Raw genomic sequence first — 25,075 nt, 5'->3', positions numbered from 1 at the left:
ATCCACCCTATCCACCATCTATGCCCGTCCGTATCGCCGCAAACGAAAACAAGATCTGCAGACGAGTACAACAACTCATCTACAGATCCTTTTATGCAGCTACCTGACGGCAAGAAGGGCGATTTCTTCCCACTCGGCGTAAAGCCGGATATTGTCTTCTTCGATCAGCTCAGTCCCGGTTTGAACCTCGATGAACTCCAGATCTGTTACCGCCCGGATCGCATGACGTGCTCTAATCGGAATCTGGATCACATCGCCGGCCTTGACTTCAATGAGTTTATCATTGAGCATAAGCTCGCCCTCTCCGGCGATGATCGTCCAGGCTTCGCTGCGTTTGTGGTGAAGCTGGTAGCTTGAGTTTTTACCTGCGTTTATGAATATTTTCTTCGTCAGCACCTGACTGCCGTCTTTCAAAGTTCCGTAGTCTAGTACCCGGTACCAACCCCATCTTCGCTCCTCGTACATCGGACGCTGATCGGAATTTTTCATGATGTCTTTAATTCTTGGACTCGATGATTTCTCGGCAACGAGAATTCCGTCCGCACTGGTCGCTACAACAATGTTCGATAATCCGATTACGGTTACCGGAATTTCCAGCTCATTAAGCACATGCGTATTATGGGAATCGTCGCTAATGATGCCTTTGCCCATCAAATTGTAGCTCACTTCTTCAGTCAGGGTGTTCCAAGTACCCAAATCCTTCCAGTATCCATCGTAAGGAAGTACGAAAATGCGCTCTGCTTTCTCTACAACTTCGTAGTCGAAGCTGATTTTAGCAAGCTTGTGATACTGCTTCGCCAATTCGTCATAATGAATCGGCAATCCCTTCTCGATAAGAAGATTCATTACATAATCCAGCTTAAAAGCAAAAACCCCGCAATTCCATAGCGCACCTTGCTCAATGAGCAGTTTCGCTTGGTCTTCGCGAGGTTTCTCTCTGAAATTGCTTACTCGTTGATACTCCACATTGGCCGCTTCACCAATCGGTTCTGCCGGAACAATGTATCCGTACTTCTCAGATGGGTAAGTTGGTTTCACACCAATCAGTGCGATATCGGCCGATGAGTCATGTACAGCTTGCTCTAAATCTTTCAATCGAACGAAGAAGTCATCTTCAACGTAAGGATCTACTGGGAGTACCGTAACTACTTCACCCAGACTCACACCAACGATTGAGTAGAGATAGGTTGCCGCAAGAGCAATCGCCGGAAATGTGTCTCTGCGTTCCGGTTCGATAATAATCGGCGCATCCGCTCCTAATTGACTATAAATCATATCCAGCTGTCCCTTGCCTGTAGCCACGTACGCAGATCCGGACAAACCGATTTTATCGACCTGCCCCCAAACCCGCTGAACCATCGATTCAAGATCACCGGCCTCGTTGCGAAGCACTTTCAAAAATTGTTTGGATCGCGAATCATTCGATAACGGCCAGAGACGTTTCCCTGAGCCTCCTGATAATAACACTAATTTCATGTTACCCACTTCCTTCTCCGTTTTTTTTGTATCTATAATTTCTTTGATAGAATCAATAATGCTCTCAACCGTTTCTTCATGCCTGTTCTGTCTTGGAAACTTATTTTTCATATCAGAGATCGTATCGGGATCCAAGTTTAAGTCAGCCAGCCGGTCCCATTGAATTAATTCCCCATGCAGATGATCGATCAAATATTTCGAGGTGTTTTTGTCTTCCTCAAGCACATTTCTTTCAACGATCAGGAGCGGCTTATTGTTCATTACAGCTTCCCCGGCCGTAGACCAACCTGCTTTGGTGATGATCAAGTCAGCCGCCGCGATATAATGTTGGGTTTCAATGTAACCCGAAGGGATGACGGTAACGTTAGGGTGCTCGACCGGATGACTGCCTGAGACAACAAAGGATACGTTCTCGTTATCCCATAGCTTCCAGGAATGCATGGATTCCAGATTGACTTTCATCCCGAATCCCACATAAACGAGCGCTTTTACAGCTTGCTTGACTGCAGCCGTGATATTCGCCAATTCGGCTGAATCGACTTCTCTGCAGAAGAATCCGAAAGACCGCTTGCTTCGCCGCCCCCATCTCGGTTCATTACTGCCGGCCAGCTCGAAGAAATGGTCCATTTTGTGATAGGCCTGCTGCAGGAACATCAATTTGTCCGCAGGAAGTATATTGCGATAGGCTGTATACCAGGTAAAGTTCGATATCCCGATACTCGGTATGCCCAAATGATCTGCGCTGAAAAAAGGCAACGGTGAAATATCGGTTACAACCAGATCAATCCCGGCTTCTCGTAGAAAAATTGTTTCAGCAGCTATACATTCCGGCGCACGCTTCACAAATTCATCGTATGCTTGGTTCATTTGGTTCACGTCAGGTTCCAATGAATCGTGATACAAAATGTATCCAAAATCATTCAAGACATGCCGGAACTGAACATTGGGAAAGCCTGATAGCGACTGCTTCAGAAATGACAGTGAATAAGAGGTGCAGATTACGATTCGGGAATCGGGAAACCGCTCCAACCATTTTCGAATGATTGCAATACTTCGCGAAGCATGGCCAAACCCGTAATCGGATATGTAGTAAGCCATGGTGATCGTTATAATAACCGCCTCCTTTCATCCGCTTTCAGTGACGCCATCTTCGCTTTTCACTTCATTCTTAAGTGCTGATACGTGAATTCCAATCCTGCTTGATTTTTAATTTTCATAGCATTTTCATTCTCTTCGACGGACGCTATGAATTGATTTTTATCCAAAATATTATTGGTGCCTGTATTCGTTAAATTTTTTGAATTCGAATAGTTATTGGTTACCTTATTATCATGAGTTGATTTCGCCCATATTTGCAGCCAACTGGGCACATTCATTATTACGTTATCAGAAATAGTAAAATACGCGCTTCCTTCGTCCGGATAAATGGAACCGCCTTTATGCACCTGTTTATCAATGTAATTGCCTTTAATGGTTGAATCCGGTTGAGCTCCCTGCGTATAGATCGAGCCGCCGTCATATAGCTTTTTCATCACATCATGGATATAATTATTTTCGATCTTATTCTCTTTGCTATACGTGGGGTCGAGGCTTCCCCATCCCCAGCCGAGTGAAATCGCAGAATAAGGAAGATCGATCAGTTCATTGTTCCGAATCACCATATTCTGGGTATAGGTGCCATAAATTCCGATGGATGAACGGTAATCAATACCGATCGAGCGTATATAGTTGTTCGATACTTCGATGTTTTTTATGATCTTGCGCGGGTCTTCCGGGTTATAATTATCCCGGTTATTTCGATCCGGTTCACCGACTTGAATACCGCTTCCCGAAATGTCAGTGAAAACATTCCCTTTGATGCGAACGTTTTGGCTTCCCTCGGTCAGATTCAAGCCGGCTCCGCCCAATTTTTCAAACCTGCAGTCTTCGATGATAATGTTTTGGACCATTTGTGCCTCGAAACTGGCTTCTATCAACATTTCTTTATGATATTTCAGACCTTCCACTTTCTCTTTAGTCACATTGGCTTGAGCATCTGAATGACCGATCAAGCTGGGTTGATACCACGTGGTATAAGCGAAAGTAAGCCCATCAAAGCCGATATGATGTACAATCTCATCCGCACTGGTTCCTTTCAAGCTAACCAGTGTCTCCACTACTGGAACGATCGTATCTGCTTTTGTCATATTTTCATTAGCAAGCGGTTTATAATACAAGTCACCGCTGGATTGATCCAAATACCATTCGCCGTCTTCATTGATCAGCTCATATGCATTCTCTAAGTACCAAGGCAAGCCTAATTGTGGCAAGCCTTTGTTCGTTAAGTGCGACCAGCCAGGTTGCTGCATTTTGATTTTTGCTTTTCCGTCAACCGTTTCAATCGACTCGATTAGTCCTCTTGAATTTGTCCATACATCCAAGAAGACCAGTTCCATATTTTTTATATTTTTCCACTCGGCCAGTTTGACAGCACTCGTTGAGAAGCCGTCGCTCAACTTGGCAACATCAGGCAACCCTGAATCGCTGGATGCCCTTTTTGCTCTTTTTCCATTAACAAATAGCTGTCGCGACTTGAGGTCGCCAACGTGTGCCTTATAGATGTTTGCCGCCGGATCATGAAGACTCCAGCCTGTAACTGGTTTACCTCCGCTGATCGTTACTTTCTCGTTCTGGTAGGCTTTATATATGACGGAATGGCCATTAGTGCCTGAATCTTTGGCGCCAAACTCCAGAGGTTTTGTAAGGGTATAGGTACCTTGCCGCAGATAGACAATAACATCAGACTTCATATCTCCGTTTACCTTCCGTACTTTTTCTTGCGCTTTCTCAATGGTCTTGAACGGTTTGGACAAAGTTCCTTTATTGTTGTCGTTCCCATCCACTGACACATAGAAAACGCGCGCACTGTCGCCGGATTGGAAACTGCTGCTGCATCCGGGAAGTACGATCAGTAGGATAGGTAAAAGAATAGAACTGCTGAGCTTGCCTTTCATATTGGGCTATCCCCTTCGTCAATTAACGTTATACAGTCACAAGTAAAGATTTGTATTTCGTAATCGATATTTCTTTTTTCAGATGCTGCTCCAAATAGTTGCGTCCGCGTATGCCCATCTCGTTAATATCGTGCCGCTCCATCTCGTACATGGTTCTGATCGATTTAATAATACCAATGTAATCAGTTGGTTCGACTACAAGGCCGCAGGAACTCTCTTCAATCAGCCGTTGAGCTTCACTACCCTGCTCCAGAACGCCGATGACGGGTTTTCCTGCTGCCATTACGCCATAGATTTTACTAGGCACCGATACGCCTTTAATACCTTTTTGATTAACGACCAAATGAACATCAGCTGCATTCAACGAGTACTTGATAAACTCTTTGGGCTGAAAAGGCAGAAAATGCACATTATTGATTTTCTTCTCCTTTATGAATTGCTGCATGCTCTTCTTGACGGCTCCATCTCCAATAAAAACAAAAGACAAACAGGGTTCATCCTTGAAGGCATCCGTTACTTTGATCATATTCTCAAGATCGTAATATAAGCCTAGATTTCCGGAATACATAACAATGAATTGGTTCTGCAATTGATGTTCTTCCAGGAAGCGCTTGACACGGGGATGTTCCTTGCTAAGAGGAATAATTTCTTTCTCGTCCGTCCAGTTGTTAATCACGGTGCTTCTGGGCACATTATGTCCACGAAAACGATTGGATAACGTCTCTTGCATATCCTTGCCGACGACAATGATATGATCCGATTGCTTACAATTCCAGTTATCGATTCGCCTTGCGATATCAAATACCCATTTTTTGTCCGTATAGCTGACAGCTTCAGCTTGCTCAGGGTTAAAATCCTGTATATTGTAGACGTGCTTGCTGCGCTTGAACAGCTTGCCGATCGTTCCGATCAATCCTCCCAGTACCGGCGGCGATGAGATCGTAAATATCGTGTCGATCTTCTTGATCGTCAGTAAAGCGAACGTGGATAGGATAAAATACGCCATGATAAACCTTAACCTGCTGAGTTTATTCGTCTTTACCACTTCGGGCGTCTTTACCCGGACGATCTTAATATTTTCCAGATAGTCTTCTTCAAACAATCGGGTTTTCTTGTCTTTGTTTTGCTCGGGCTGCACCGCGATTACAACAATTTCGAATTCCTTCTGAAGCTCCAGACACAGCTCCGTGAGCAACTGACCAGTCGATGCAAAATCCGGATAGAAGTAATTGGCGACAAATACGATTCTTTTCTTCATTACTGATTCCCCTCTTCAAACCGAAATTTCAAAAACTTCGCCGGCATTCCTGCATGCACTTCATTCCGGGGCACATCTTTGGTTACAGTACTTCGAGCGGCAACCACAGCCTTTTCTCTAATACTAACACCAGGGTATACAAACACATCTGTAGCGACCCAAGCACCATTCTCAATTAGAATCGGTTTCGTCACAAGTCCAAACTGCGGATCTTGAATATCATGCGATCCTGTGCACAAATAGCTTTTTTGAGAGATTACGCATTGTTCTCCTACCTTGATATAGTCAAGACTGTAGAATTCCACCTGATCGCCGATCCAGGAGTGATTACCAATTTCCACCTTCCATGGGTATAAGAATTTAGCCGAAGCTCTCACTCTTACACCCTTACCGATTTTCGCCCCAAACAGGATTAGCAGAAAACGGCGCCACCCATACATGTTATGCAGGGAAAGTCTGAATAACGTACTCTGTACAAACCACCACAGCATCACAATAAGCTTACTTCTTCCTCTTGAATACCAATCTTGGTTATATTTGTTGAGTTCAACATTATTATTCATGTTCCACCTAGCATCTCATTGGTCTTGGCAATACCGTGATACTTATCGGTATGACTATGGATAATCCGGATATAGTCCATATAGTTATCATTCGAAGTTAAGATACTTTTTTCATGGAACTGTCCCGGGTTTCGAGCATACCGATTTTTCAGGAAATTACCGATGGATCGCATAATAGCTGTTTTGCTTCTCGGATTAAAGTAGATGGCATTGGAACCGCAAACCTCTCTGGCATATGGTAAATCTGCCGCAAGGATCGGTAAGCCCGCCTCCTGTGCTTCTAACAAAGGCAGCCCCAGCGTCTCTGTCAAAGATGGGAATATTAATGCATCCACGCTTTTATAAGCTTTAAAAATGCTTTCATAAGGAATTTTCCCGATGTAGCGTATATGCTCCGTACTTTGTCCGTCAAGGGTCAGGTATAGGACGACTTTATTGGTGTTCTGCGCGTTCCATTCTTGAATGGCTTCGATAAGAATTGCATTATTTTTGTATTTCTCACGATTGGTCATATAAAGCAGTTTCGTTTCCATTCGGCTGAATTCTTTGTCGTGCGTACTGCCAAGGGGACTTACATTGTTCTCAATGCTTTGAATCGCGGGGCGTATAATATGAATATTTTTTTTGTAGCTGTACTTACGCTGAATCGCTTCTTTCATCCAACTGGTTTGCACAAAAACACCATCTACATTGGCTAGCTGTCTTTTGTAGATGGAGTGCAATAAAACTTTATATTTAATAAAATTCTTCAACTCTAATTCTTTTGGTTTCAGATCTGAGAATGGGATCGGCTGATGAATCAGCACGTATTGCGGAATGTCCAGGTAGGGTAATCCGGAATTTTGCAGGGACAAGTAAAAATCAAATTTGTTGGCTTTAATCAATGAAGGAAGGATGCGATTTTCATATTTCCACTTGTGAATCGGGCTTTTCTTTGGATAGGGCTCATAGATCACTTTCAGCTGCTCGGTCTCATACTTACAGAGATTCTCCTTTGCCACCAATGCGGTTAACTCAATTTGTTTTTCTCGCAGAACATTAGATTTGTTGGAAATTTCATACAAAAAATCGTGAATGACTGAATACCCGCCCCTTGAATCTAATGCAGTGGCATTCGTTAAAATCTTCATAAGATAACCTCCAAAACGATTCATCTGCTCCGACTTACTTAACCTCTGTTAGAAAAACACCTCGCTTATATTGCATGTCTGACCGGCTTGTAGTCCGGTTGTCCTTTGATAAAATAAATAAGCTTGTTTTTACTTTCATGATCCAATCGAGCTATGTATGACGTGATGTGCACCTTGTAATCACCCAGCAATCCTTCCATGCTGCGGGACTCCATAAACTGCAAATACTCCCGAACGGAATGCTGGTACACAAATCCGAGATTCTCGGATCGGATGAACTGCATGCATGCCACGTTGGAAGTAATCACCGGCTTATACTTATAAAGGGAATCGAATACCACTCCGCTTGATGTTGAATTGTAGCTGCTTTTGTATGGCAAGATAACAAACTTGGAGCTTTCCAAAAGCTCATTATACTGCTCTTCGCTTATATAAGAGTTGATCACCTCGATATTGTCGGTCAATCTCGGTTTGATAGCTTCATACCTGTTATTGTCAACAAACCGCCCGGCGATACATACTCTGTACGGCGTATTGATGAAGCTATCCACAATATCTTCTATATTTTTATCATCTCTTATGATGCCTACCGTTACAAAATCGTACTTCTCCTTATGCACTGATTGCCCGGCGGTATCGAAAAACAGGTAGTCAGGAATCACGATTCCTTCTCTTTGATAGGAGCTCATCGAGTCTTCCAGTCCCGAAATGACGCCTTTTATTTTACGGCTGATAAGACGATATACAAACCGCTTTAACTCACTCTTATGACTTAGATTGTCGTAGCGGATTAAATAAATCTCTTTGCCGCCAAAATAAAATAGCAAGCATAAGCACAGAGCAAATATGTCGACTGCTTGAATAATCACCTTGGACGATTTGGAATTCAAGATGCGAAACATGTTGGCGAACAGCTTGTATAAACGTTTTATTTTGTTGACTGCTCCAGTCTGATGATCCAGGATCGTGTGTTTAAGAGGCAGCAGCGGATATCCGTTCAATATATCTGTATAGTTCGCGCTGGCCGTGACCTGAACGTTAAAATGCTCCTTTAGCGTCTCTGCATATTGCGTCGCTGTTTTCCAATAGTGACCGGAAGGCTGTCCGTTTACATCGACTAACTGCAAGCAGTCGGCAATAAGCAACGTTTCTTTTTCCACCCTAACCATCCTAACGATAATGTAATGTTGTTTCGGCAATAACCGGACTTTTCAATGGTCTTTGTACTTGAGTTTGTACTGGCGACGTTTGCGACTGCACGGCTTCCCTAAGCTCCAAACTCGCTATAAACGGATGCTGCATCAGCGCTAACCAAAAGTAAATTTGGATCAGTGCGAAGGAATCGAATTGCAACTGAGACCATGCTAAAAGGATGAGCACCATTTTCAAATAGCTTCTCTTGGGCTGGTGAAACACAAAGTACAGGAGAGGCACGACAAGCAGAATCCCCATGAGCCCCATTTCAGACAGAACTCTCGTATACATGTTGTATTGATGCAGCGTCTTGTCTTTATCAGCGTCTCGCAGCTCCTTTTGCTTGATGGAGCTCAGATCAACGATTTCCGAATAATTTTCCTTATAACCATAGTAGAAATTACCTAAACCATATCCCAGTATCGGCTTCTCTTTGAAAGAATCCATCGCCACTTTTGAAAATGTGCTTCGTATGGAAAAGGATTCGTCCTGATTAATGGCGGCCGGATTTTTCAAGAACGAACCGATCCTTCCGAAATGGTCAGCATTGATACTGAAAACGTTGATCACAAATACGAGATACAGCACACAGTAGAGACTTGCCAGACTGAAGGTAGTAATGACACTGAGCTTTACGATGCGCTTCGTATACAGGAATAAGAACACCAGCAGCAAAATGATGCTGTCCATATAATAGCGCAGGGAGAATGAGAATAAGGAAACGATGAAAAGTCCGATTACGATGCTATTGATGATCCAGTTCAGTTGATTCGCTCTTTTCAGCGCAATGAATGCCGGGATCAGAAGCAAATTCGTATGCAAAGCGATATAAGACGGTTCGGAAAAAGTAAAATGAACCCTTGCCGTACTAATAAAGCCGGTTCTGGATACGAAAAGCCCGACGAATTTGGCGATGATTCCGATATGCAACACATAGATATAGATCAATTGCAGAAGGCCAATCCCAACGGCGATGCCGTAGCCGTATACCATGCACTTAAAAAGCTTGATATAAGCACCGGGATCCTCGTGTCTGGCAACGAATATTTTAAAGCTTAAATAAATAACAGTTCCCGAAGCAATGGTTAAACACGCATCTATTAAGCCCGTATTTTCGTATTGATAGTACCGATTTTGGAAGAAAGTAACCAGAACGAAAGTAATCATTACAAGCAGAACGTATATCTCTGAAGTTTTATATTTCGCCTTGAATACGGAAAAGAGGTTCATCATCAAATAGAGCGCAATAAAGATAAGGGATACAGGCTTGTAGCCTCCACCGAACATGAATGGAAAATTATCTAATGGCAATAGAAAAGCAGCAATGTAAATCAATCGATTCATTGTAATTCCCCTTAATAGTTCGTTTCTTGCGTATCCCTTATCTTATTAAGCTCTCATTCTGCTTCCTTGAAGGACTTCTTCGTAGAGCTGAGAATAACAGCTTGCAATATGGGATAACTCAAAAGAGCTCTCGACTTTTGCCCTTGCATCATGGGACAGCCTAGTTCTTCGATCTTCATGCTCGATAACCCATTTAATTCCATATGCAAGATCGTTCACTTCAAACGCTTTGGCCAAATAGCCGTTTTGAAGATGCGTTATTAAATCCGGTATGCCGCCGATCTCAAAGGCAACGCACGGAACGCCGCAAGCCATAGCTTCCATCACCGTGTTCGGCAAATTATCTTCCAATGACGGCGATAAAAATACATCCGCTGCGGAGTACAACAAAGTAAGACTGATGTCATCATTCAATCTGCCTGTATAATGAACAGGCATACCAAGCGGCACCGGATTCGCCGGCGGATCGGAGCCAAATACGATCAATTCCGTATCCGGCAGCAACTGTTTCTCCGCTAGATCGAGCAGTGCTTGCTGCAAGTACTGAAATCCTTTGCGGGGATCGCTTGTCGCGCTCATGGCACCGAATAAGATCAACCGCTTGTCTTGGGGCAGATTCAGCATTTGCCTTGCGAACGTTTTATCCAGCGGCTTAAATCGCTCCAGATCAATGCCATTAGGGATGACCTCTACCCTTACATCTTTGAAGACGGAACTTGTTCTCGCACATTCCGCCATCCATGTACTCGGGGTAACGACGGTAAGATTAATATCTTCCCACGCATTTCTTTTCCATTTGAGAACCTGGCTGCTCAAATCCTTGGCGGACGTTGACTTCAACTGTTCGCATGAACCGCACCCCAGCAGGTAACCGGTACAGCTGCCTGAATAATGGCAGCCTCCCGTGAAAGCCCACATATCATGAAGCGTCCAAATGATGGGCTTTTTGAATTTACCTAACGCATGAATGGGAACGAATCCATGATTGATCCAATGCAAGTGAATGATATCGGGATTGAGCGTCTGAATACTTCGCACAATTTTGCTGGGCAACCAGGATATGCTCCACGGCGATTTCACTCGATTGCGGTACAGGTGAACCGGTAAATTGTCGATCGATGGCTGCAAATTGCTCCTGATTTTGTCTGCTTTACTGAGCGGGCCGTATACCGAGTGGTCACTGCTGCTCTTGCTTTGCACAAGCATCTTGGAAGTCAAGCCAATCTTCTGCAGCCCTTTGTGCAGACGGTAGGCCGCACGCGCAGCCCCTCCCTCTATGTCAGACGTGTTCACAAGCAGTGCATTCACTGTACGGTCCCTCCTACTCCGGTCATAACGTGTGTTTATATGGATGATACGAACTGGCTCGCTGCAGCAGCTTTGCTCTCGCTGAAGAATTGATCTTTCCATGCTTTAATTTGTTCAAGAGGCAGACGAATTCTGGTACCTTCCGACCTCGTAATCCATTCCTGTATGCCCGCAATATCTTTGCGATCAACTACAGGAAGCTCCGTGTCTTTTGAAATTTCCTTGGCCCGATTGTCGACCGCCAGGATCAAGGATCTTCTTTTATGCTGCAGAGAGCGAATACCCGCATGCAGTCTTGTTCCGATATAATCGCAATCCAGCGTAGCCAAAATATGATCCAGCGCTTGGAGGCTCGGAGGAATGTACTTCACCTTGCTGCCGCCGATGCTTTGCATATATTCATAATCAGCCGGTCCCTGTGTCCAGAAGTAGATCGCTTCGTACTCTTTGCTTAACAAGTCGTACAGTTTCTTATCATTCACGTTGTCTTGATTATAATCCGTAAAGGTAACGACGACGGCCTTCTGCTTAGCCTTTGGAATATCCTTACAGTGGTCATCCGTCAATCTCCACATGGTCGGACAAGCCGTGTTAATCACGTTGCTAATACCTGCTGCCCTTAACTGCTGCTCCGTAAATGAGTCTCGCACGGAGTGCATATTCTTGTTGGAGAGCACTCGCTTATACAGCATCCTCGAGTAAGCGTTCGGCGGATTTTGATACTGCCACCAGCCTACTCCCATAAGCGTAATGTCTTGAATAAATATGGAGTCAAATAGATTGATTTTCCATTGGCTGTAAGAATTCATATTTGAGGAAAGAAGATTCGTACCGCCTACAAACTTCAGATCGCTATTTCTGATATAACGATAGGAATTTTTGGAGATAACGTCATGCGTTTGAATCGGAATAAATAATGAATCGCGAAACATCTCCGTAAGATGGCTTTTTACGGCATCCATAATGATCTGATCGCCAAGATTCGAACTGGAGATCGATGTATCAAATAAGGAAATAATTTTCATGGTATACCTTCCTTAAAATTAGTTACTTGAAAGAAAAAGCAAACGGGATGGCAATTTGCTATGCCATCCCAATTCATTCCGGTTACACCTGAATAAGCTTTGCTCTATTTTCAGCCTCTACCTTTTTCAGATCAGAGTCTACCATCATATGGATCAGCTCTTTGAAGCTAACTTCAAGCCTCCAACCCAGCTTTTCTTTTGCTTTGGAGCAATCACCCAACAACAGATCAACTTCAGCTGGTCTAACGAAAGCCTGATCGATGACTACGTAATCTTCGTAATTCAATCCAACATAGGAGAACGCCACTTCGAGAAGTTCTTTAACTGTATGCATTTCTCCCGTGGAGATGACGAAATCATCCGGCTCATCCTGCTGCAGCATCAGCCACATCGCTTTAATGTAGTCCCCGGCAAAGCCCCAATCTCGAAGTGAATCCAAATTGCCCATTCGCAATTCCTTTTGCTGACCTAGTTTAATTCGGGCTACTGCATCCGTAACTTTACGCGTTACAAATTCCAAACCTCGGCGAGGGGATTCATGGTTAAACAGAATACCGGAGCAGGCAAACATATTGAAGCTTTCGCGGTAATTGACGGTGATCCAATGCCCGTATACTTTGGCTACACCGTAAGGGCTACGCGGGTAAAACGGGGTTGTTTCCGTTTGCGGGGTTTCTACGACTTTACCGAACATCTCACTGCTTGATGCTTGATAGAAGCGAGCGTCGGGCTTTATAATCCGAACAGCTTCCAACATATTCGTAACGCTAAGCGCCGTTATTTGACCTGTTGTCAATGGTTGTGGCCAAGAAGCAGCTACATAAGATTGGGCTGCGAGGTTATATACTTCATCAGGCTGTGAGATTCGAACTGCTTCAATTAGGGAAGCCAGGTCTGTCAGATCCCCGGAAATCCAGTGGATTTTATCTTTGATGTGTTCTACATTCTCATAATTCGGTGTGCTTGTGCGGCGGCGAAGGCCGTATACTTTATATCCTTTTTCCAATAAGAACTCCGCTAAGTAAGAACCGTCTTGACCTGTAACACCAGTAATTAATGCTGTTTTCATTGTATAGCTCCTCCAGTATTGATATTTATTTTGATATTGCGTACTGATTATCTAAGAACCACTGATAGGCTGAACGAATTCCTTCTTCAAGCGGAATCTGTGCTTTCCAGCCGAGACCGTTAATCCTTGTTACATCAACCAACTTGCGTGGCGTTCCATCCGGCTTGGATGTGTTATAAACAATATCGCCAACGAAACCGACAACGTCTTTAACCAGTTCGGCCAGATCCTTGATGGAGATATCATCGCCCACGCCTATGTTCACGATCTCGTTGCCTTCATAATGCTCCATAAGGAACACACAGGCATCCGCCAAATCATCTGCGTGCAGAAACTCACGTTTTGGCGTGCCGGTTCCCCAGATTTCTACGGAAGGCTGCCCTTTCTCCTTGGCTTCATGGAACTTCCGGATCAGTGCCGGGAGCACATGGGATTTCTCCAAATCAAAGTTATCGTTCGGCCCGTACAGATTGGTCGGCATCGCTGAGATATACTGAGTCCCATATTGACGGTTGTAGGACTGACACATTTTAATTCCGGCGATTTTGGCAATTGCGTATGGCTCATTGGTAGGCTCCAATGTTCCTGTTAATAAGTATTCTTCCTTAAGCGGCTGTGGGGCCATCTTAGGATAAATGCAAGTTGAACCTAGGAACAGCAACTTCTTAACATTTGTCTGATAGGAACTATCAATTACATTAGTTTGAATGAGCAGATTGTCACGGATAAATTCCGCCGGATACTCATTGTTCGCTACGATTCCGCCAACCTTGGCTGCCGCGAGAAAGACATACTCAATTTGTTCTCTCAAAAAAAAGGCAAGTACATCGTCATAGTTTCGCAAATCCAATTCCGAACTGGTTCTCGTAACCAGATTTGTAAAACCTTTAGCCTGCAAGCTTCTCAATATCGCAGAACCCACCAAACCGCGATGGCCGGCTACATATATTTTGCTATTCAGTTCCATACGGCACCTCATGTTATTTCAAATTAATAAGCGTCTTTGGAGCCTAACAAGACCATAAACGTCTTCACAATGATTTTGAAATCATTCTTCACACTACGGTTCGTAATGTACTCCAAATCCAGCTCAACCATTTCTTCAAAACCAATGTTGCTCCTTCCGCTCACTTGCCACAGCCCTGTACAGCCCGGCGTCACCAAAAGGCGCTGCTTGTCATAATTCGTATACTCCGCTACTTCCCTAGGGAGCGGCGGTCTTGGGCCGACTAAGCTCATTTCGCCTTTAAGCACATTCCATAATTGAGGAAGCTCATCAATACTCGTTTTACGAATGAATCTTCCGATCTTTGTAATTCTCGGATCGTTTTTCATTTTAAACATTGCGCCGCTCACTTCATTTTTTTCCAATAGAGCTGCAAGCAGTTCCTCTGCATTGCTGACCATGGAACGAAATTTGAACATATAGAATTGTTTGCCGTCTTTACCCACACGAAGCTGCTTAAAGAAAACAGGACCATTGCGGTCTTCTACTTTAATCATTATGCTCACGATAATAAATACCGGGATAAGGAAAATGATGCCTAACAGCGACAACACAATATCCACAGTTCTTTTGACAAATAAGTACAAGGATAAATCTTTCTTGATTGTAATTGTCGAACGAGCAGCTTGATATTGGCTTCTCTCAACAGCCACATCTACATCAGATAGATTCATAACTCATACCCCTTATCTAGCATAAGAATTGGTTCGATTCACTATTTTCTCTAAAGCCGAAATCAATGGTGTGCGAAGTTCATTGTTCATTAGCGCATAGTCAATAGTAGTTAAGATAAATCCAAGCTTTTCACCGACATCATAACGAATTCCGTCAAAATTATAAGCAAAAACCTGTTCCAACTCATTCAGCTTCTGAATCGCATCTGTCAATTGAATCTCGCCGCCGGCACCCGCCTCTTGTCTCTCCAGGAAGTTGAATATCTCCGGTGAAAGTATGTATCTACCCATGATGGCCAAATTAGATGGAGCCATGAGTTTGCTTGGTTTTTCTACAAAATTACTGACCTGATATAATCTGTTATTGATCGTCTCGGCTGGATCGATAACACCGTATCGATGAATTTCGTCATCCGGCACGCTTTGAACACCAATTACGGAGCGTTCTAAAATTTCATATTGTTGGATTAACTGCAAGAGGCAAGGCGTATCTGCTTTCACAATGTCGTCGCCCAGGAGTACTGCGAACGGCTCGTTTCCAATAAATTTCCGTGCACACCATACGGCATGGCCCAAACCACGTGGTTCTTTTTGTCGAATGTAATGGATATCAACCATTTTCGACGATCTTTGCACCTGCTCTAGCAGTTCCATCTTGTTTTTCTCGAGTAATTTCTGTTCCAGTTCAAAGGCATTGTCGAAGTGGTCTTCAATAGCCCGCTTCCCTTTCCCAGTCACAATGATGATGTCTTCAATGCCTGATGCAACGGCTTCTTCGACAATGTACTGAATAGTTGGTTTGTCTACGATGGGTAGCATTTCTTTGGGCATCGCTTTGGTTGCCGGAAGAAATCGTGTGCCTAGCCCTGCTGCCGGGATAATTGCCTTCTTCACTTGTTTCATACAGTTACCCTCCATTTCTACTCCTAAGCCTCTTTTTGTCTAAATAAAAGTGTTAGTTATTCCGTCTTAAAAGTTAATAACCTCAATCCTTATAAGACAGAATAACTAGCACTTTTAATTCGGGCATTCAACCCCTCCTCACATCACACCACCGACGATTTACGTCTAAGGTGCTTTCACACCCACAGCATGATCGAGTGCCTACAGTGATAAAGGTGCAGTAGACATTACCTAGACGGTTATTTACACGTCGGTTGTGCCGTAATAGTAATAATAAGGCGTATCGCCGTCTTTTAAGTTTAGTTTGTCGTTAAGAACGACACCAAGCACATTTGCCTTCACATATTCCAATTGCTGCAACGAACGCTTGGCTAACTGTCTTTTGACCTTGCCGGAATGGACAACGAGAATAACTCCATCGCAAAGGGTTGATAGAATCTGGGAATCCGTTACTGCCAGTAGCGGAGGAGAGTCAAATAAGATCAGGTCGTACTCTTTTTCGAATTGTTCGATCAGCAGGCTCAGCTTCTTGGAGCCAAGCAGCTCCGAAGGATTGGGCGGAACCGGACCGGAAGGAAGAAATGACAAATTAGTAATATCCGTAGCCACAATAACATCCTTCGCTGAGCTTTGATTCGCCAAAATATTGGTGAGTCCGTTTCGATTCGACCTTAGAAAATAATGGTGAAGTGTCGGTTTCCGTAAGTCACCGTCAATAACAAGAACCTTTTTGCCCTCTTGTGCGTAAGCTACTGCAAGATTAGCAACCGTTGTCGATTTACCTTCTTTGGGTTGTGAGGATGTCACAAGAATTCGACGCATTTCTTTATCCACCGATGAGAAGGTGATGTTGGTCCGAAGCGTCCGATAAGCTTCTGAGATAAATGATTTTGGATTCGTATTTGTAATAAGAGGAATCCCTTTTCTATTGGTTGACGTTGACATACTTTGTATCACCCACCACTCTTTGTTGTTTGGCCGATTTGCCTTTGACCACATCTTTGGGTTTGATCTTCGTAATGACACCAAGTGTTGGAATGCCAAGGTAATTCTCAATATCTTTTTCGGTCTTGATGGTATCGTCCATATATTCAAGCAGAAGGGCTATTCCGATGGATACCAGCAAGGAAAGCAGGAAGCTGATTCCAATATTGGTTGTCGGGTTTGGACTTATGGGAGCCGTCCGGTCGGATTCTTTGGCGCGATTCAAAATCGTTACATTATCCACCTTCAGAATGGTGGATATCTCACTTTGGAAAACCTCGGATATCGCATTGACGATGCGTACGGCTTGCTTTTGAGATTGATCTTGCGCGGAGATGGTCATTACCTGTGTTTCATTAACGGAGCTGACTCTCACTTTACTGATCAGCGCTTCCGATGACAGGTTGATTTCGGGGTATCTTTCAACGACTCTATCCATTATTGCGGGAGTTTTGATGATTTCTTTGTATGTATTCACCAGCTTGATGTCGATGCTTACTGAACCATAATCAAAAGATTCTTTTCCTTTATTGTCTTCGGACTTGTTGACGATCAACTTGGCACTCGCGGTATATACAGGCTGGATAAAGTAGTAGCTTATGATCCCAGTTGTCATTGTGCTAATAAGCACTAAGCTGATAATAATCCACAGGCGTCTTCTCACAATCCTTACATACTCTTTCAGTTCTAGTTCCATCTGAACCTCCGACCTAAACGATTTATGTTACATTTTGTATCTATAACTCTACTTTAAGATACGTTTTGTATAGTGTCAAGTGATTTTCAAAATTTTTCATTTCTTTACATACGAATTAGTCAGAGTAACAAGATACATTTCGTATCATTGTTAATTCAAAAAAAGAATCGCTATGTCGAATCCTCTGCCTGAATTCTCTAAACGGATTGCGGCCACAGAAAATGGAACCACTCTCTCTTCTTTCGCCCAACGGATAAAGGCTGAATGACTTCGTTACGAATCAATAATTCCGCATTTTGCATGTATGTATTTACGTTTTTTTCGCCTAAATGTGCACATAAATAAGCATGGGCCCTTGAAAGTGTGCAGGATCTTGAGCCCATATTATGGGCATCAGATGCAATCAAATGTGCAATCTGCTCCTTGCATAACTCAAATGCAAGCTTCTGGACCTTCTTGCCGAATAAGCCTAATAAAGATTGGGAAGTAACCTGACATAAAACTCCATTCTCAACCAGCGTTTTCAGCAGCTTTGGCTGCTTCAAGAACACCGCATTTCTCTCCGGGTGTGCGATAACAGGCGTAATATTCAGCAGTTGCAGTTCAAACAGCATTTCATGAAAATATGCAGGTATTTCTTGAGAAGGAAGTTCAACCAATAAGTATCTTGATTTGTTCAAAGAGACGACGACTCCAGCTAATATCTCGTCTACTAATCCCAGGAACAGCCGAATCTCTTGCCCGACAAGAATCGTCACATCAATACTTCTCAGCTTGAGTTCACCATTGAGAACATTCACCGCATTCTCGACAGCTTCTGCCTCATTATCATATTTACCGTTAGCGTGGTGGGGGGTTGCCACAATGGTGTGTATACCTTGCTGAAGCGCATCACAGGCCATTTCAATGGCATCGTCCATAGTACCGGCCCCGTCGTCAAGTCCAGGCAAAATGTGACAATGGGTATCGATCAACATAATATTCCCCCCTCTCATTAACCAAATAAATCAATTGTGTGAAGCTTAGCGGGGGATTCTTGACAGACGTAGCTTTGTAAAGCTTGAAACAAAATATAATGCAACTGCCCATTCAAAAGTATAGACTCCAGAAGCGAACTTCCTGCCTTCCCAACGTCAAGCCACCTGGCTTCATATTCATTGCCGTAAGCCCCGCTGTATCCATTAGTTAATATACCTTCTGCCGCAATTGGATCATTTTCTTGATATTGAAAGCGCCAAACGACATCTTGACTTACAGGAAGCTTTAATTGCGAGATAAATCTAATTCCATAACGATCCATGGATAACAGCTCAATGGGAGCTAATTTAGAGTTCACATTCTGCCCTTTCAATGTTGCAAGTTGTATAAACCCTTTCATTCGGGGCTGGCTCCTGTTAACATATCTTTGCTCTTTACTTTCGGCAGCAACCATTTTTCATCTTCCTTTCATAAACAGGCAAAAATCCCCCAAGAAATGATACGAACGTATCATACAAATAAACAAGATCAATTTTTTAGTTTTCCAATCTGACATACACTGGTATAATAGGTCTAACACAGTGGTAATAATGGAAACTATTATGCTTATCGAAATGTGAGGAATTTAGATTATGACAAAGTATGGGGACAGGATTGCCTTACTGCGCGAGAAACATGCGCTGACCCAAGAAGAATTAGCACATAAATTAGGAATCTCGAGAGCTTCCCTATCTCATTACGAGACTTCCCGAAGAGAACCTGACTACGATACGATCGCTAAAATCGCATCTTTTTTTCATGTAACTATAGATTATTTATTAGGGAGAACGAATAAATCAGACATTGTGCTTGATCAAGATGTGCGGGAATTTGTCGACCAACTGGAGTTATCGGATGATGCCATTCTTGAGAAGTTTTCACTAACCGTGGACGGAAATAAATTGACACCAGAGGAAGCAAAGCGATTTATAGCTTTTGTGAGGGCTGAGCGTTCTCTAAAGTAACGAGCTGATTTTCCTCGTTGCTATGATACGCTTCTTCTGTCAGACCTAGCTGCACTAACACCTTTAATATGTCAAGCGTGATGGGAGTTTCTTCTTTCATGTAAGAACCTCTTTTCCAAGCGTTTTTTAGGATCATATTATGTGCAGCATTTTCTCTTATGTACCTAATTTATGATACATCTTGTATCGTGTCAAGAACATTTTCAAAGCGAATTTTCCCTGATTATTGGAAAAACCCGCGACTTTTCGGGTTTTCTTTGTTTTTCGACAGATACAAAATGTATCACAAACTCAATACTTCAACATCAGCTGCTTATTTGGACAAACCTGCCTACTTGATCGATTTCCTGAGGCTTATGTTCCATCGCCTTCATGCGCGAAGGCAAGGCACAAACTAGTGCTAAAATGACTCCATACGACAAACATTTATAGCTCGGCTGGAATAGCATACCAATGCTCATTGGAACTATGGAGGCTAGAATGACAGGCAAACGGCTCATTGTAAATGCCTTCAACATGCGGCTCAGAACCCATCCCAAATACAAAATGAAAGTTATGAGTCCAATGACCCCCGCCTTCAACATATAGTAGGTAATGACTGAATGTGTATACGATACTTTAGCCATGTAGATAGGATCAAAAAATAGTCCGCCCCAACCTCTTCCCAGGAAAAAAGCGGAAGGATCCTTCGCAACTTCCTTGAAAATCGTAAACATTTCATCCGTTTTCCCATTAGCCCCATACTCGCTTTGTTTGGCTTGCAGCAGATCCAGGGAGCTTGCAATCTGATCTTGTGCTACCATGTATACGGAAGCAAACAAGACCAGCACCAACACCAATTTGCCGATAGACTGACGGGCCACACCTAACGCATAGACGGTAAAGCATACAACTGCAAGACCTATCGGCGCACGCTGCGCAACTGCCAGCAAAGATCCTAGCGCCAAGGCTCCCCCGATAACCATCACGATACTGCCGATCATACGGATTGGACTCTTAACTCTCCATATTTGGATCGCCATCAGCGGCAGAAATATACCTGCGAAGATCACACTTGGATCATACGGGAAGTAGAGCAGATAGTCGGAAAAGTACCTGCGTCCGATTTCGGTCAAATTGATATCCGCCTTGATGTAGAACCGAATGGAAAAAATGACGCCAACCAGGGAAATGATCCAAGGCAGAATCGCTCCCCAATCAAGCTTCGCCTTTTGCATGGCAGGGAGTAGAAAAAGCGGCATAAATAAATAAATAAATGGGATTAGGTCGCGAATCACATCGACCAGATTGTTGCCTTGCAGCACGGCACCGTTAATCAACTCCCACCATAGCAGGTAGAAGAACAGCATATGAAGCCACACTGGAAAGCTCTTGTACTGATCCATTCCGCGAAAAGATCCCGCAGCGATTAAAGCACCTATCGGTATCCGGACAAACAACATAAGGCAAAGAGCTACGGCAGCTTCGAATACCCCTGGGTTTTGCGGAAACGGAGAGCTCAGCGTCGCATAGATCAGAAGAGCTAGAGCAATGTACAAGCTGCTTTTGATAGAACCGGTCATAGAGCTCTATCCTTGTTTGCACTGTTAAGACTATACATTTTGATACCAACTTGCCAGTAGTACATCGAGCGGGCCAACGCATAGTGGAACCCTGCTTTCCCATCCAACAAACCTAACTTCAAGCAATAGGAATGCAAGAAGGCGAACACCCATTTCATCGGCATTTTGTTGAATATTTTCTTCTGCACTTTGCGAATGGCAATCTGCGATTCGTTCAAGTTCGAGAAGAGGCCTTTGTTCCGGACAACCGCTTCCCAATCGGAATACCGGTTATGCTTGGCGAAATAATCGAATAAAGAATCATGATCGAAATGAATAAGGTGCTTACTCAGCACTTCCGTTTTGCCATAAATCTGCGGCTGGTAGTGCCCCTCCACTTCCCACATATTCATGGCGTCCAAATCGTCATAATCCAGGAATCTCCCCTTATTGCGGTTGAAAAGAATTAATTTGTACATTCGGTGGCCGTACTTCAGCACTTTATCCATAAAGATATAGTCGTATCCGGCAAAATATCCGTCGGCTTCAGGCTTTTTCTGGAACAATTTTTTAATTTCCGCTTCTGCTTCGGGAGTGACGATTTCATCGGCATCCACATAAATGACCCAATCGTGCTTAAAAGGCAGGTTTTCCAGACACCACTGCTTTTTCTTCGGGTACTTGCCGTCCCAAGTGAAGTTAACGAGAATTGCGCCCATTTCATTTACAATATCCGCCGTACGATCCGTACTGTTGGAATCTACAACAAATACTTCATCAAATGCTTTAACCCCTTCCAAGCACCTGCGAATTCGTCTTTCCTCATTTTTAGTCATAATGATTACGGATACCGGTATGGTTTCTCTCTTCATATACTGCTGCACCTCTAAGCACATTTTTATGGTTTCAGTTCACATTTGTTACATTTTGGGCTCTTTTTTTGTCCAAATATGTTCTCGCTTCGTCAATCAGCAATGGAAAATCCGGATGAATCACGATACCCATCTTCTTTTTCACCCAAATCCACATGAATACGTTCTGTAAACCCAATCCGACAAGCATAACTGCCGCTAATCCATGCGCCCCCAGGGATGAAACCGTAAGTATACTTGCTATGACTGTGATTATGCTGGTTATCAATGTAATGTACATCAGCGTCTTCTGATATCCGGCCAGCGTCATTAATAATCCATTCGCACCTCCGCACACGTTAATCACTCTGCCCATGCTCAGCAGTATAAGGACCCAATAACCTTGCTGATAAAAGGAACCGAATATGGTTCCGAGAATCCATGGTCCCAGCAGCATGAATATGAACAAAATCGCAGCTGCGGGTAACAATGAGATTGTGGTAACGATCCGACCAAGTTTCTGTAATTGCGGGAGGGTTTCCTTTGTGTTCATGGTGACGATTAGAGAGGGTAAAACTGAATTGCTGACGATTTCGCAGAGGGCAATCAGCGCAATCAATCGGGTCGCAGCGCCGTAAACCGCAACTTCATCGGAATCCCGAAAAACACCCAAAATCCAAATATCCGATGAGGTGAGGAAAAATAAAGTGACGGCTGAAACCATGATGGGAAGCGAAATGGCAAGAATTCGTTTGGCTTCAGCTGTATGCGGGACAGTTGAGCGCTGTCCAGGAGCAGTTGGAAGATTGCGAAGCTTCTTTATTAAAGCCCCTAAAGAAATTGCGATACTGAGCAGAATCGAGAGGTTAACCAGAAAGATTACATCCGACAGTACCGGATGTCCGGTAAAGAAGTATCGGGATAATGCAGCGACCAGTAGCAAATTGGAAAGGAGACCGCCGAAAATTGTAGCGAAGCGGATATCATCCAGTCCCCGAAAGCTTTCCGCGAGCAGTTGCTGAAACATGTTGCACAGTATCCATATAGCTATCGGTACAGCGAGCTGTTCAAGAAGCGGAGAATGGAACAAATTCAGGTTGAGAAAATGCTGAAAGCTGATGTATAAGACAAATATGGCGGCGCCTCCCAGAAGAGCAATGCCTATAACCAGTTGAACCGCTCTCTGCATCTCCCGGTATTTCGCGAGCCGCCTATTCTCAGCTAGAAATTTGACTATACTTTGATTAAGACCGAGCATTCCGACAATACTCCCAAAGAACGCAATATTGAAGGCAATAAAGTAGGTCCCAAGCTCCTGCGGCTGAAGCAATCTGGATAGCATGGCATTGATCAGCAGGCTGGCAGCCGCGAATATCAGCTTACCGGTTAACGCCCACCCTCCGCCTGACAAAACTTTGTTCATCAATGTTTTCTTATCCATAGTTTATGAACCTGCCGCCATTGTTTGCTTGTTCGATCTGCTTTGCTTGGAATTGATAGTCCGATCCTGCTTCAAATCTTTTTTGCTGAACTTGGGAATTATTACTGCATCAGTGACGCCTAGTATTTTTCTTACGTCATTTCCCGACTTTATCGTAGTATCGAAATATTCCAGCACATTCACTGCACCTATCACCAAGACGAGTGAGGCAAACCATACGACGATCGTACCGATTAGCGGTTTTGTGGTCACAGGTCCCATATTATCTAAGGCCACAGCCTCATTGAGGATGACGACATTATCAACCTTCATAATTGACGGGACTTCAGTAACAAATACTTTGGATACGGCATTGACGATGTAGGCTGCTTTTTCATACGAAAAATCCTTAAATCCTAATGTAATAATTTGTGTATTGTCTTCCGAGCTTACCTCGAGGCGCTCGCTTAATTCCGCCTGTGATAGTCCTATATCAGGGTATTGCTCGAGAACTTTACTTAGAATCGCCGGATTCTGAATAATTCTTTTGTAGGTTGCAATAAATCCCTTGTTGGCCATCAATGAATCGTAAGATACCAACCCGCCTGAAGCTTCATTCGTTTTGTTGACGACCAAATTGCTCTTCGCCTCATACTGAGGCTTTATGAAGTTAAAGGAATAAAAAGCAGCTGCTCCTGTAACTAAAATATTGATGGTAATAATGACCCAGATCCTTTTTTTGATGACGTGAAATAAATCCTTTAATTCCATTCAAATCCCTCCGCAATTCCGCTACCCTGTTCCTATCACTCTCAACTTATATATTTCTTATTCATTTTATTGATGGCAACACTGACGATCTGTATGTTCAAACGATCAAAGGTCGTCTTCAAATTGGCCAGCACTTCGGCTTTCACTCTCCCATGTTCAATCACTAGCAAAACTCCGTCGCTTTTCGCTGCTACCAGCATAGATTCGGACATGGCGAACATTGGCGAAGTGTCGATAATAATTTTGTTATATACCTCTCTGTACGTGTTGATAATTGAGGAGAACGTATGATTGGAAAGTAAATCGGAGGGATTGTCCGGTGCAAGCCCCGCTGTGAGTACGAACAGATTGGGAATATGGGTACTTTGAACCGGATCTTCGATTTCGTCTCGAGCTGATAAGATTTCGCTAAGCCCAGTCTGATTATGCACCAGGAAAATATCTTGTAGAGAAGGATTGCGAAATGCCGCATCGATAATGAGCACTTTCTGATTTGCCTGGGCAAAAGCTACTGCAAGATTAACAGCCGTCGTAGTCTTCCCTTCGCCAGGATAAGAAGATATTACCGAGATCACCTTAAGATTGTCCGGTTCGTCATATAGTTCGATATTCGTACGAAGTGTGCGATATGCATCGGAAATTCGTGACCTTGGACTCACATCGATCATGATCGGCAGCTTGATTGTTTTTTGCGCCATGCAAACACCTCTCTATAGGGTTTGGATACGATATGTATCTTGATTCATAGGTCTAATTTATGATACATATTGGATCTTGTCAAGCAGATAATTTCTAATTAACGGAAAATAAAGATACAAAACGTGGGATATAATACGTAGGTACAAGGTTATAAACTTTTAGATTTTATAGGGCTTTTCCATTAATA

Annotated in this window: 23 protein-coding genes and 1 pseudogene; 1 reads left to right on the top strand and 23 read right to left on the bottom strand. The window is 43.5% G+C overall.

The genetic code is table 11. From position 1 onward, the window contains the following. Positions 1 to 99: 99 nt before the first annotated feature. From ICC18_RS33630 to ICC18_RS06540, 18 genes and pseudogenes are all read right to left on the bottom strand, one after another. Entirely contained in the window at positions 100 to 1,476 is a 1,377-nt protein-coding gene (locus ICC18_RS33630) for a sugar phosphate nucleotidyltransferase (RefSeq protein ID WP_223192426.1), read from the bottom strand. 99 nt (positions 1,477 to 1,575) lie between these two features. After that, positions 1,576 to 1,917 (bottom strand): annotated as a pseudogene (locus tag ICC18_RS33625) (glycosyltransferase); the annotation flags it as partial. A gap of 716 nt (positions 1,918 to 2,633) precedes the next feature. After that, on the bottom strand, positions 2,634 to 4,469 hold the full coding sequence (locus ICC18_RS06615; protein ID WP_188173574.1) for a right-handed parallel beta-helix repeat-containing protein: 1,836 nt from the start codon (positions 4,467 to 4,469) through the stop codon (positions 2,634 to 2,636). Between the two features lie 28 nt (positions 4,470 to 4,497). Next, positions 4,498 to 5,727, bottom strand: a complete 1,230-nt coding sequence (locus ICC18_RS06610; RefSeq protein ID WP_188173573.1) for a glycosyltransferase family 4 protein — start codon at positions 5,725 to 5,727, stop codon at positions 4,498 to 4,500. Then, positions 5,727 to 6,290 (bottom strand): WcaF family extracellular polysaccharide biosynthesis acetyltransferase, encoded by a 564-nt coding sequence (locus ICC18_RS06605; RefSeq protein WP_188173572.1) that lies wholly within the window; start codon positions 6,288 to 6,290, stop codon positions 5,727 to 5,729. Before ICC18_RS06605 ends, ICC18_RS06610 begins: the two co-directional genes overlap by 1 nt. Next, on the bottom strand, positions 6,287 to 7,420 hold the full coding sequence (locus ICC18_RS06600; protein ID WP_188173571.1) for a glycosyltransferase: 1,134 nt from the start codon (positions 7,418 to 7,420) through the stop codon (positions 6,287 to 6,289). The genes ICC18_RS06605 and ICC18_RS06600 overlap by 4 nt, the downstream gene beginning before the upstream one ends. A gap of 65 nt (positions 7,421 to 7,485) precedes the next feature. Continuing rightward, on the bottom strand, positions 7,486 to 8,580 hold the full coding sequence (locus ICC18_RS06595; protein WP_188173570.1) for a glycosyltransferase family protein: 1,095 nt from the start codon (positions 8,578 to 8,580) through the stop codon (positions 7,486 to 7,488). 10 nt (positions 8,581 to 8,590) lie between these two features. Then, entirely contained in the window at positions 8,591 to 9,958 is a 1,368-nt protein-coding gene (locus ICC18_RS06590) for an O-antigen ligase family protein (RefSeq protein ID WP_188173569.1), read from the bottom strand. 45 nt (positions 9,959 to 10,003) lie between these two features. Continuing rightward, positions 10,004 to 11,266, bottom strand: coding sequence for a glycosyltransferase family 4 protein (locus ICC18_RS06585; protein WP_188173568.1), 1,263 nt, complete (start codon positions 11,264 to 11,266; stop codon positions 10,004 to 10,006). A 35-nt stretch (positions 11,267 to 11,301) separates the two neighbouring features. Continuing rightward, on the bottom strand, positions 11,302 to 12,291 hold the full coding sequence (locus ICC18_RS06580) for a polysaccharide pyruvyl transferase family protein (RefSeq protein WP_188173567.1): 990 nt from the start codon (positions 12,289 to 12,291) through the stop codon (positions 11,302 to 11,304). Positions 12,292 to 12,373: 82 nt separating this feature from the next. Next, positions 12,374 to 13,360, bottom strand: a complete 987-nt coding sequence (gene gmd, locus ICC18_RS06575) for a GDP-mannose 4,6-dehydratase (RefSeq protein WP_188173566.1) — start codon at positions 13,358 to 13,360, stop codon at positions 12,374 to 12,376. 25 nt (positions 13,361 to 13,385) lie between these two features. Further along, the gene (fcl, locus tag ICC18_RS06570) at positions 13,386 to 14,327 is read right to left on the bottom strand and encodes a GDP-L-fucose synthase (protein WP_188173565.1); all 942 of its coding nucleotides are present in this window, start codon (positions 14,325 to 14,327) and stop codon (positions 13,386 to 13,388) included. A 23-nt stretch (positions 14,328 to 14,350) separates the two neighbouring features. Beyond that, complete coding sequence (locus ICC18_RS06565; protein ID WP_188173564.1) at positions 14,351 to 15,040, bottom strand: sugar transferase; 690 nt, start codon at positions 15,038 to 15,040, stop codon at positions 14,351 to 14,353. Between the two features lie 12 nt (positions 15,041 to 15,052). Beyond that, entirely contained in the window at positions 15,053 to 15,943 is an 891-nt protein-coding gene (gene galU, locus ICC18_RS06560; RefSeq protein WP_188173563.1) for a UTP--glucose-1-phosphate uridylyltransferase GalU, read from the bottom strand. 243 nt (positions 15,944 to 16,186) lie between these two features. Continuing rightward, a complete protein-coding gene (locus ICC18_RS06555) occupies positions 16,187 to 16,888 on the bottom strand; it encodes a CpsD/CapB family tyrosine-protein kinase (protein WP_188173562.1) in 702 nt (233 codons plus the stop codon). Then, the gene (locus tag ICC18_RS06550) at positions 16,869 to 17,624 is read right to left on the bottom strand and encodes a YveK family protein (protein ID WP_188173561.1); all 756 of its coding nucleotides are present in this window, start codon (positions 17,622 to 17,624) and stop codon (positions 16,869 to 16,871) included. The genes ICC18_RS06555 and ICC18_RS06550 overlap by 20 nt, the downstream gene beginning before the upstream one ends. A 197-nt stretch (positions 17,625 to 17,821) precedes the next feature. Further along, complete coding sequence (locus tag ICC18_RS06545; RefSeq protein ID WP_188173560.1) at positions 17,822 to 18,601, bottom strand: tyrosine-protein phosphatase; 780 nt, start codon at positions 18,599 to 18,601, stop codon at positions 17,822 to 17,824. Between the two features lie 17 nt (positions 18,602 to 18,618). Beyond that, positions 18,619 to 19,056, bottom strand: coding sequence for a hypothetical protein (locus ICC18_RS06540; RefSeq protein ID WP_188173559.1), 438 nt, complete (start codon positions 19,054 to 19,056; stop codon positions 18,619 to 18,621). Positions 19,057 to 19,234: 178 nt separating this feature from the next. On the opposite strand from ICC18_RS06540, the gene ICC18_RS06535 reads away from it, so the two are divergent. Then, the gene (locus ICC18_RS06535) at positions 19,235 to 19,606 is read left to right on the top strand and encodes a helix-turn-helix domain-containing protein (protein ID WP_188173558.1); all 372 of its coding nucleotides are present in this window, start codon (positions 19,235 to 19,237) and stop codon (positions 19,604 to 19,606) included. Between the two features lie 305 nt (positions 19,607 to 19,911). Here the strand turns inward: ICC18_RS06535 and ICC18_RS06530 are convergent, their stop codons facing one another. The 5 genes from ICC18_RS06530 to ICC18_RS06510 are packed head-to-tail and all read right to left on the bottom strand — an operon-like array spanning position 19,912 to position 24,887. Next, positions 19,912 to 21,168, bottom strand: a complete 1,257-nt coding sequence (locus ICC18_RS06530; RefSeq protein ID WP_188173557.1) for an O-antigen ligase family protein — start codon at positions 21,166 to 21,168, stop codon at positions 19,912 to 19,914. After that, positions 21,165 to 22,019, bottom strand: a complete 855-nt coding sequence (locus ICC18_RS06525; protein ID WP_188173556.1) for a glycosyltransferase family 2 protein — start codon at positions 22,017 to 22,019, stop codon at positions 21,165 to 21,167. The genes ICC18_RS06530 and ICC18_RS06525 overlap by 4 nt, the downstream gene beginning before the upstream one ends. Before the next feature lie 34 nt (positions 22,020 to 22,053). Beyond that, a complete protein-coding gene (locus ICC18_RS06520) occupies positions 22,054 to 23,439 on the bottom strand; it encodes an oligosaccharide flippase family protein (protein WP_188173555.1) in 1,386 nt (461 codons plus the stop codon). Positions 23,440 to 23,442: 3 nt separating this feature from the next. Then, positions 23,443 to 24,189 carry a YveK family protein gene (locus ICC18_RS06515; RefSeq protein WP_188173554.1) on the bottom strand — a complete coding sequence of 249 codons (747 nt, stop codon included), beginning with the start codon at positions 24,187 to 24,189 and terminating at the stop codon, positions 23,443 to 23,445. Between the two features lie 41 nt (positions 24,190 to 24,230). After that, positions 24,231 to 24,887, bottom strand: a complete 657-nt coding sequence (locus ICC18_RS06510) for a CpsD/CapB family tyrosine-protein kinase (RefSeq protein ID WP_188173553.1) — start codon at positions 24,885 to 24,887, stop codon at positions 24,231 to 24,233. Positions 24,888 to 25,075 lie beyond the last annotated feature (188 nt).

It is taken from the genome of Paenibacillus sedimenti, from assembly GCF_014534655.1.
GTDB lineage: Bacteria > Bacillota > Bacilli > Paenibacillales > NBRC-103111 > Paenibacillus_E > Paenibacillus_E sedimenti.
This window is presented reverse-complemented; position numbering and strand designations above follow the sequence as displayed.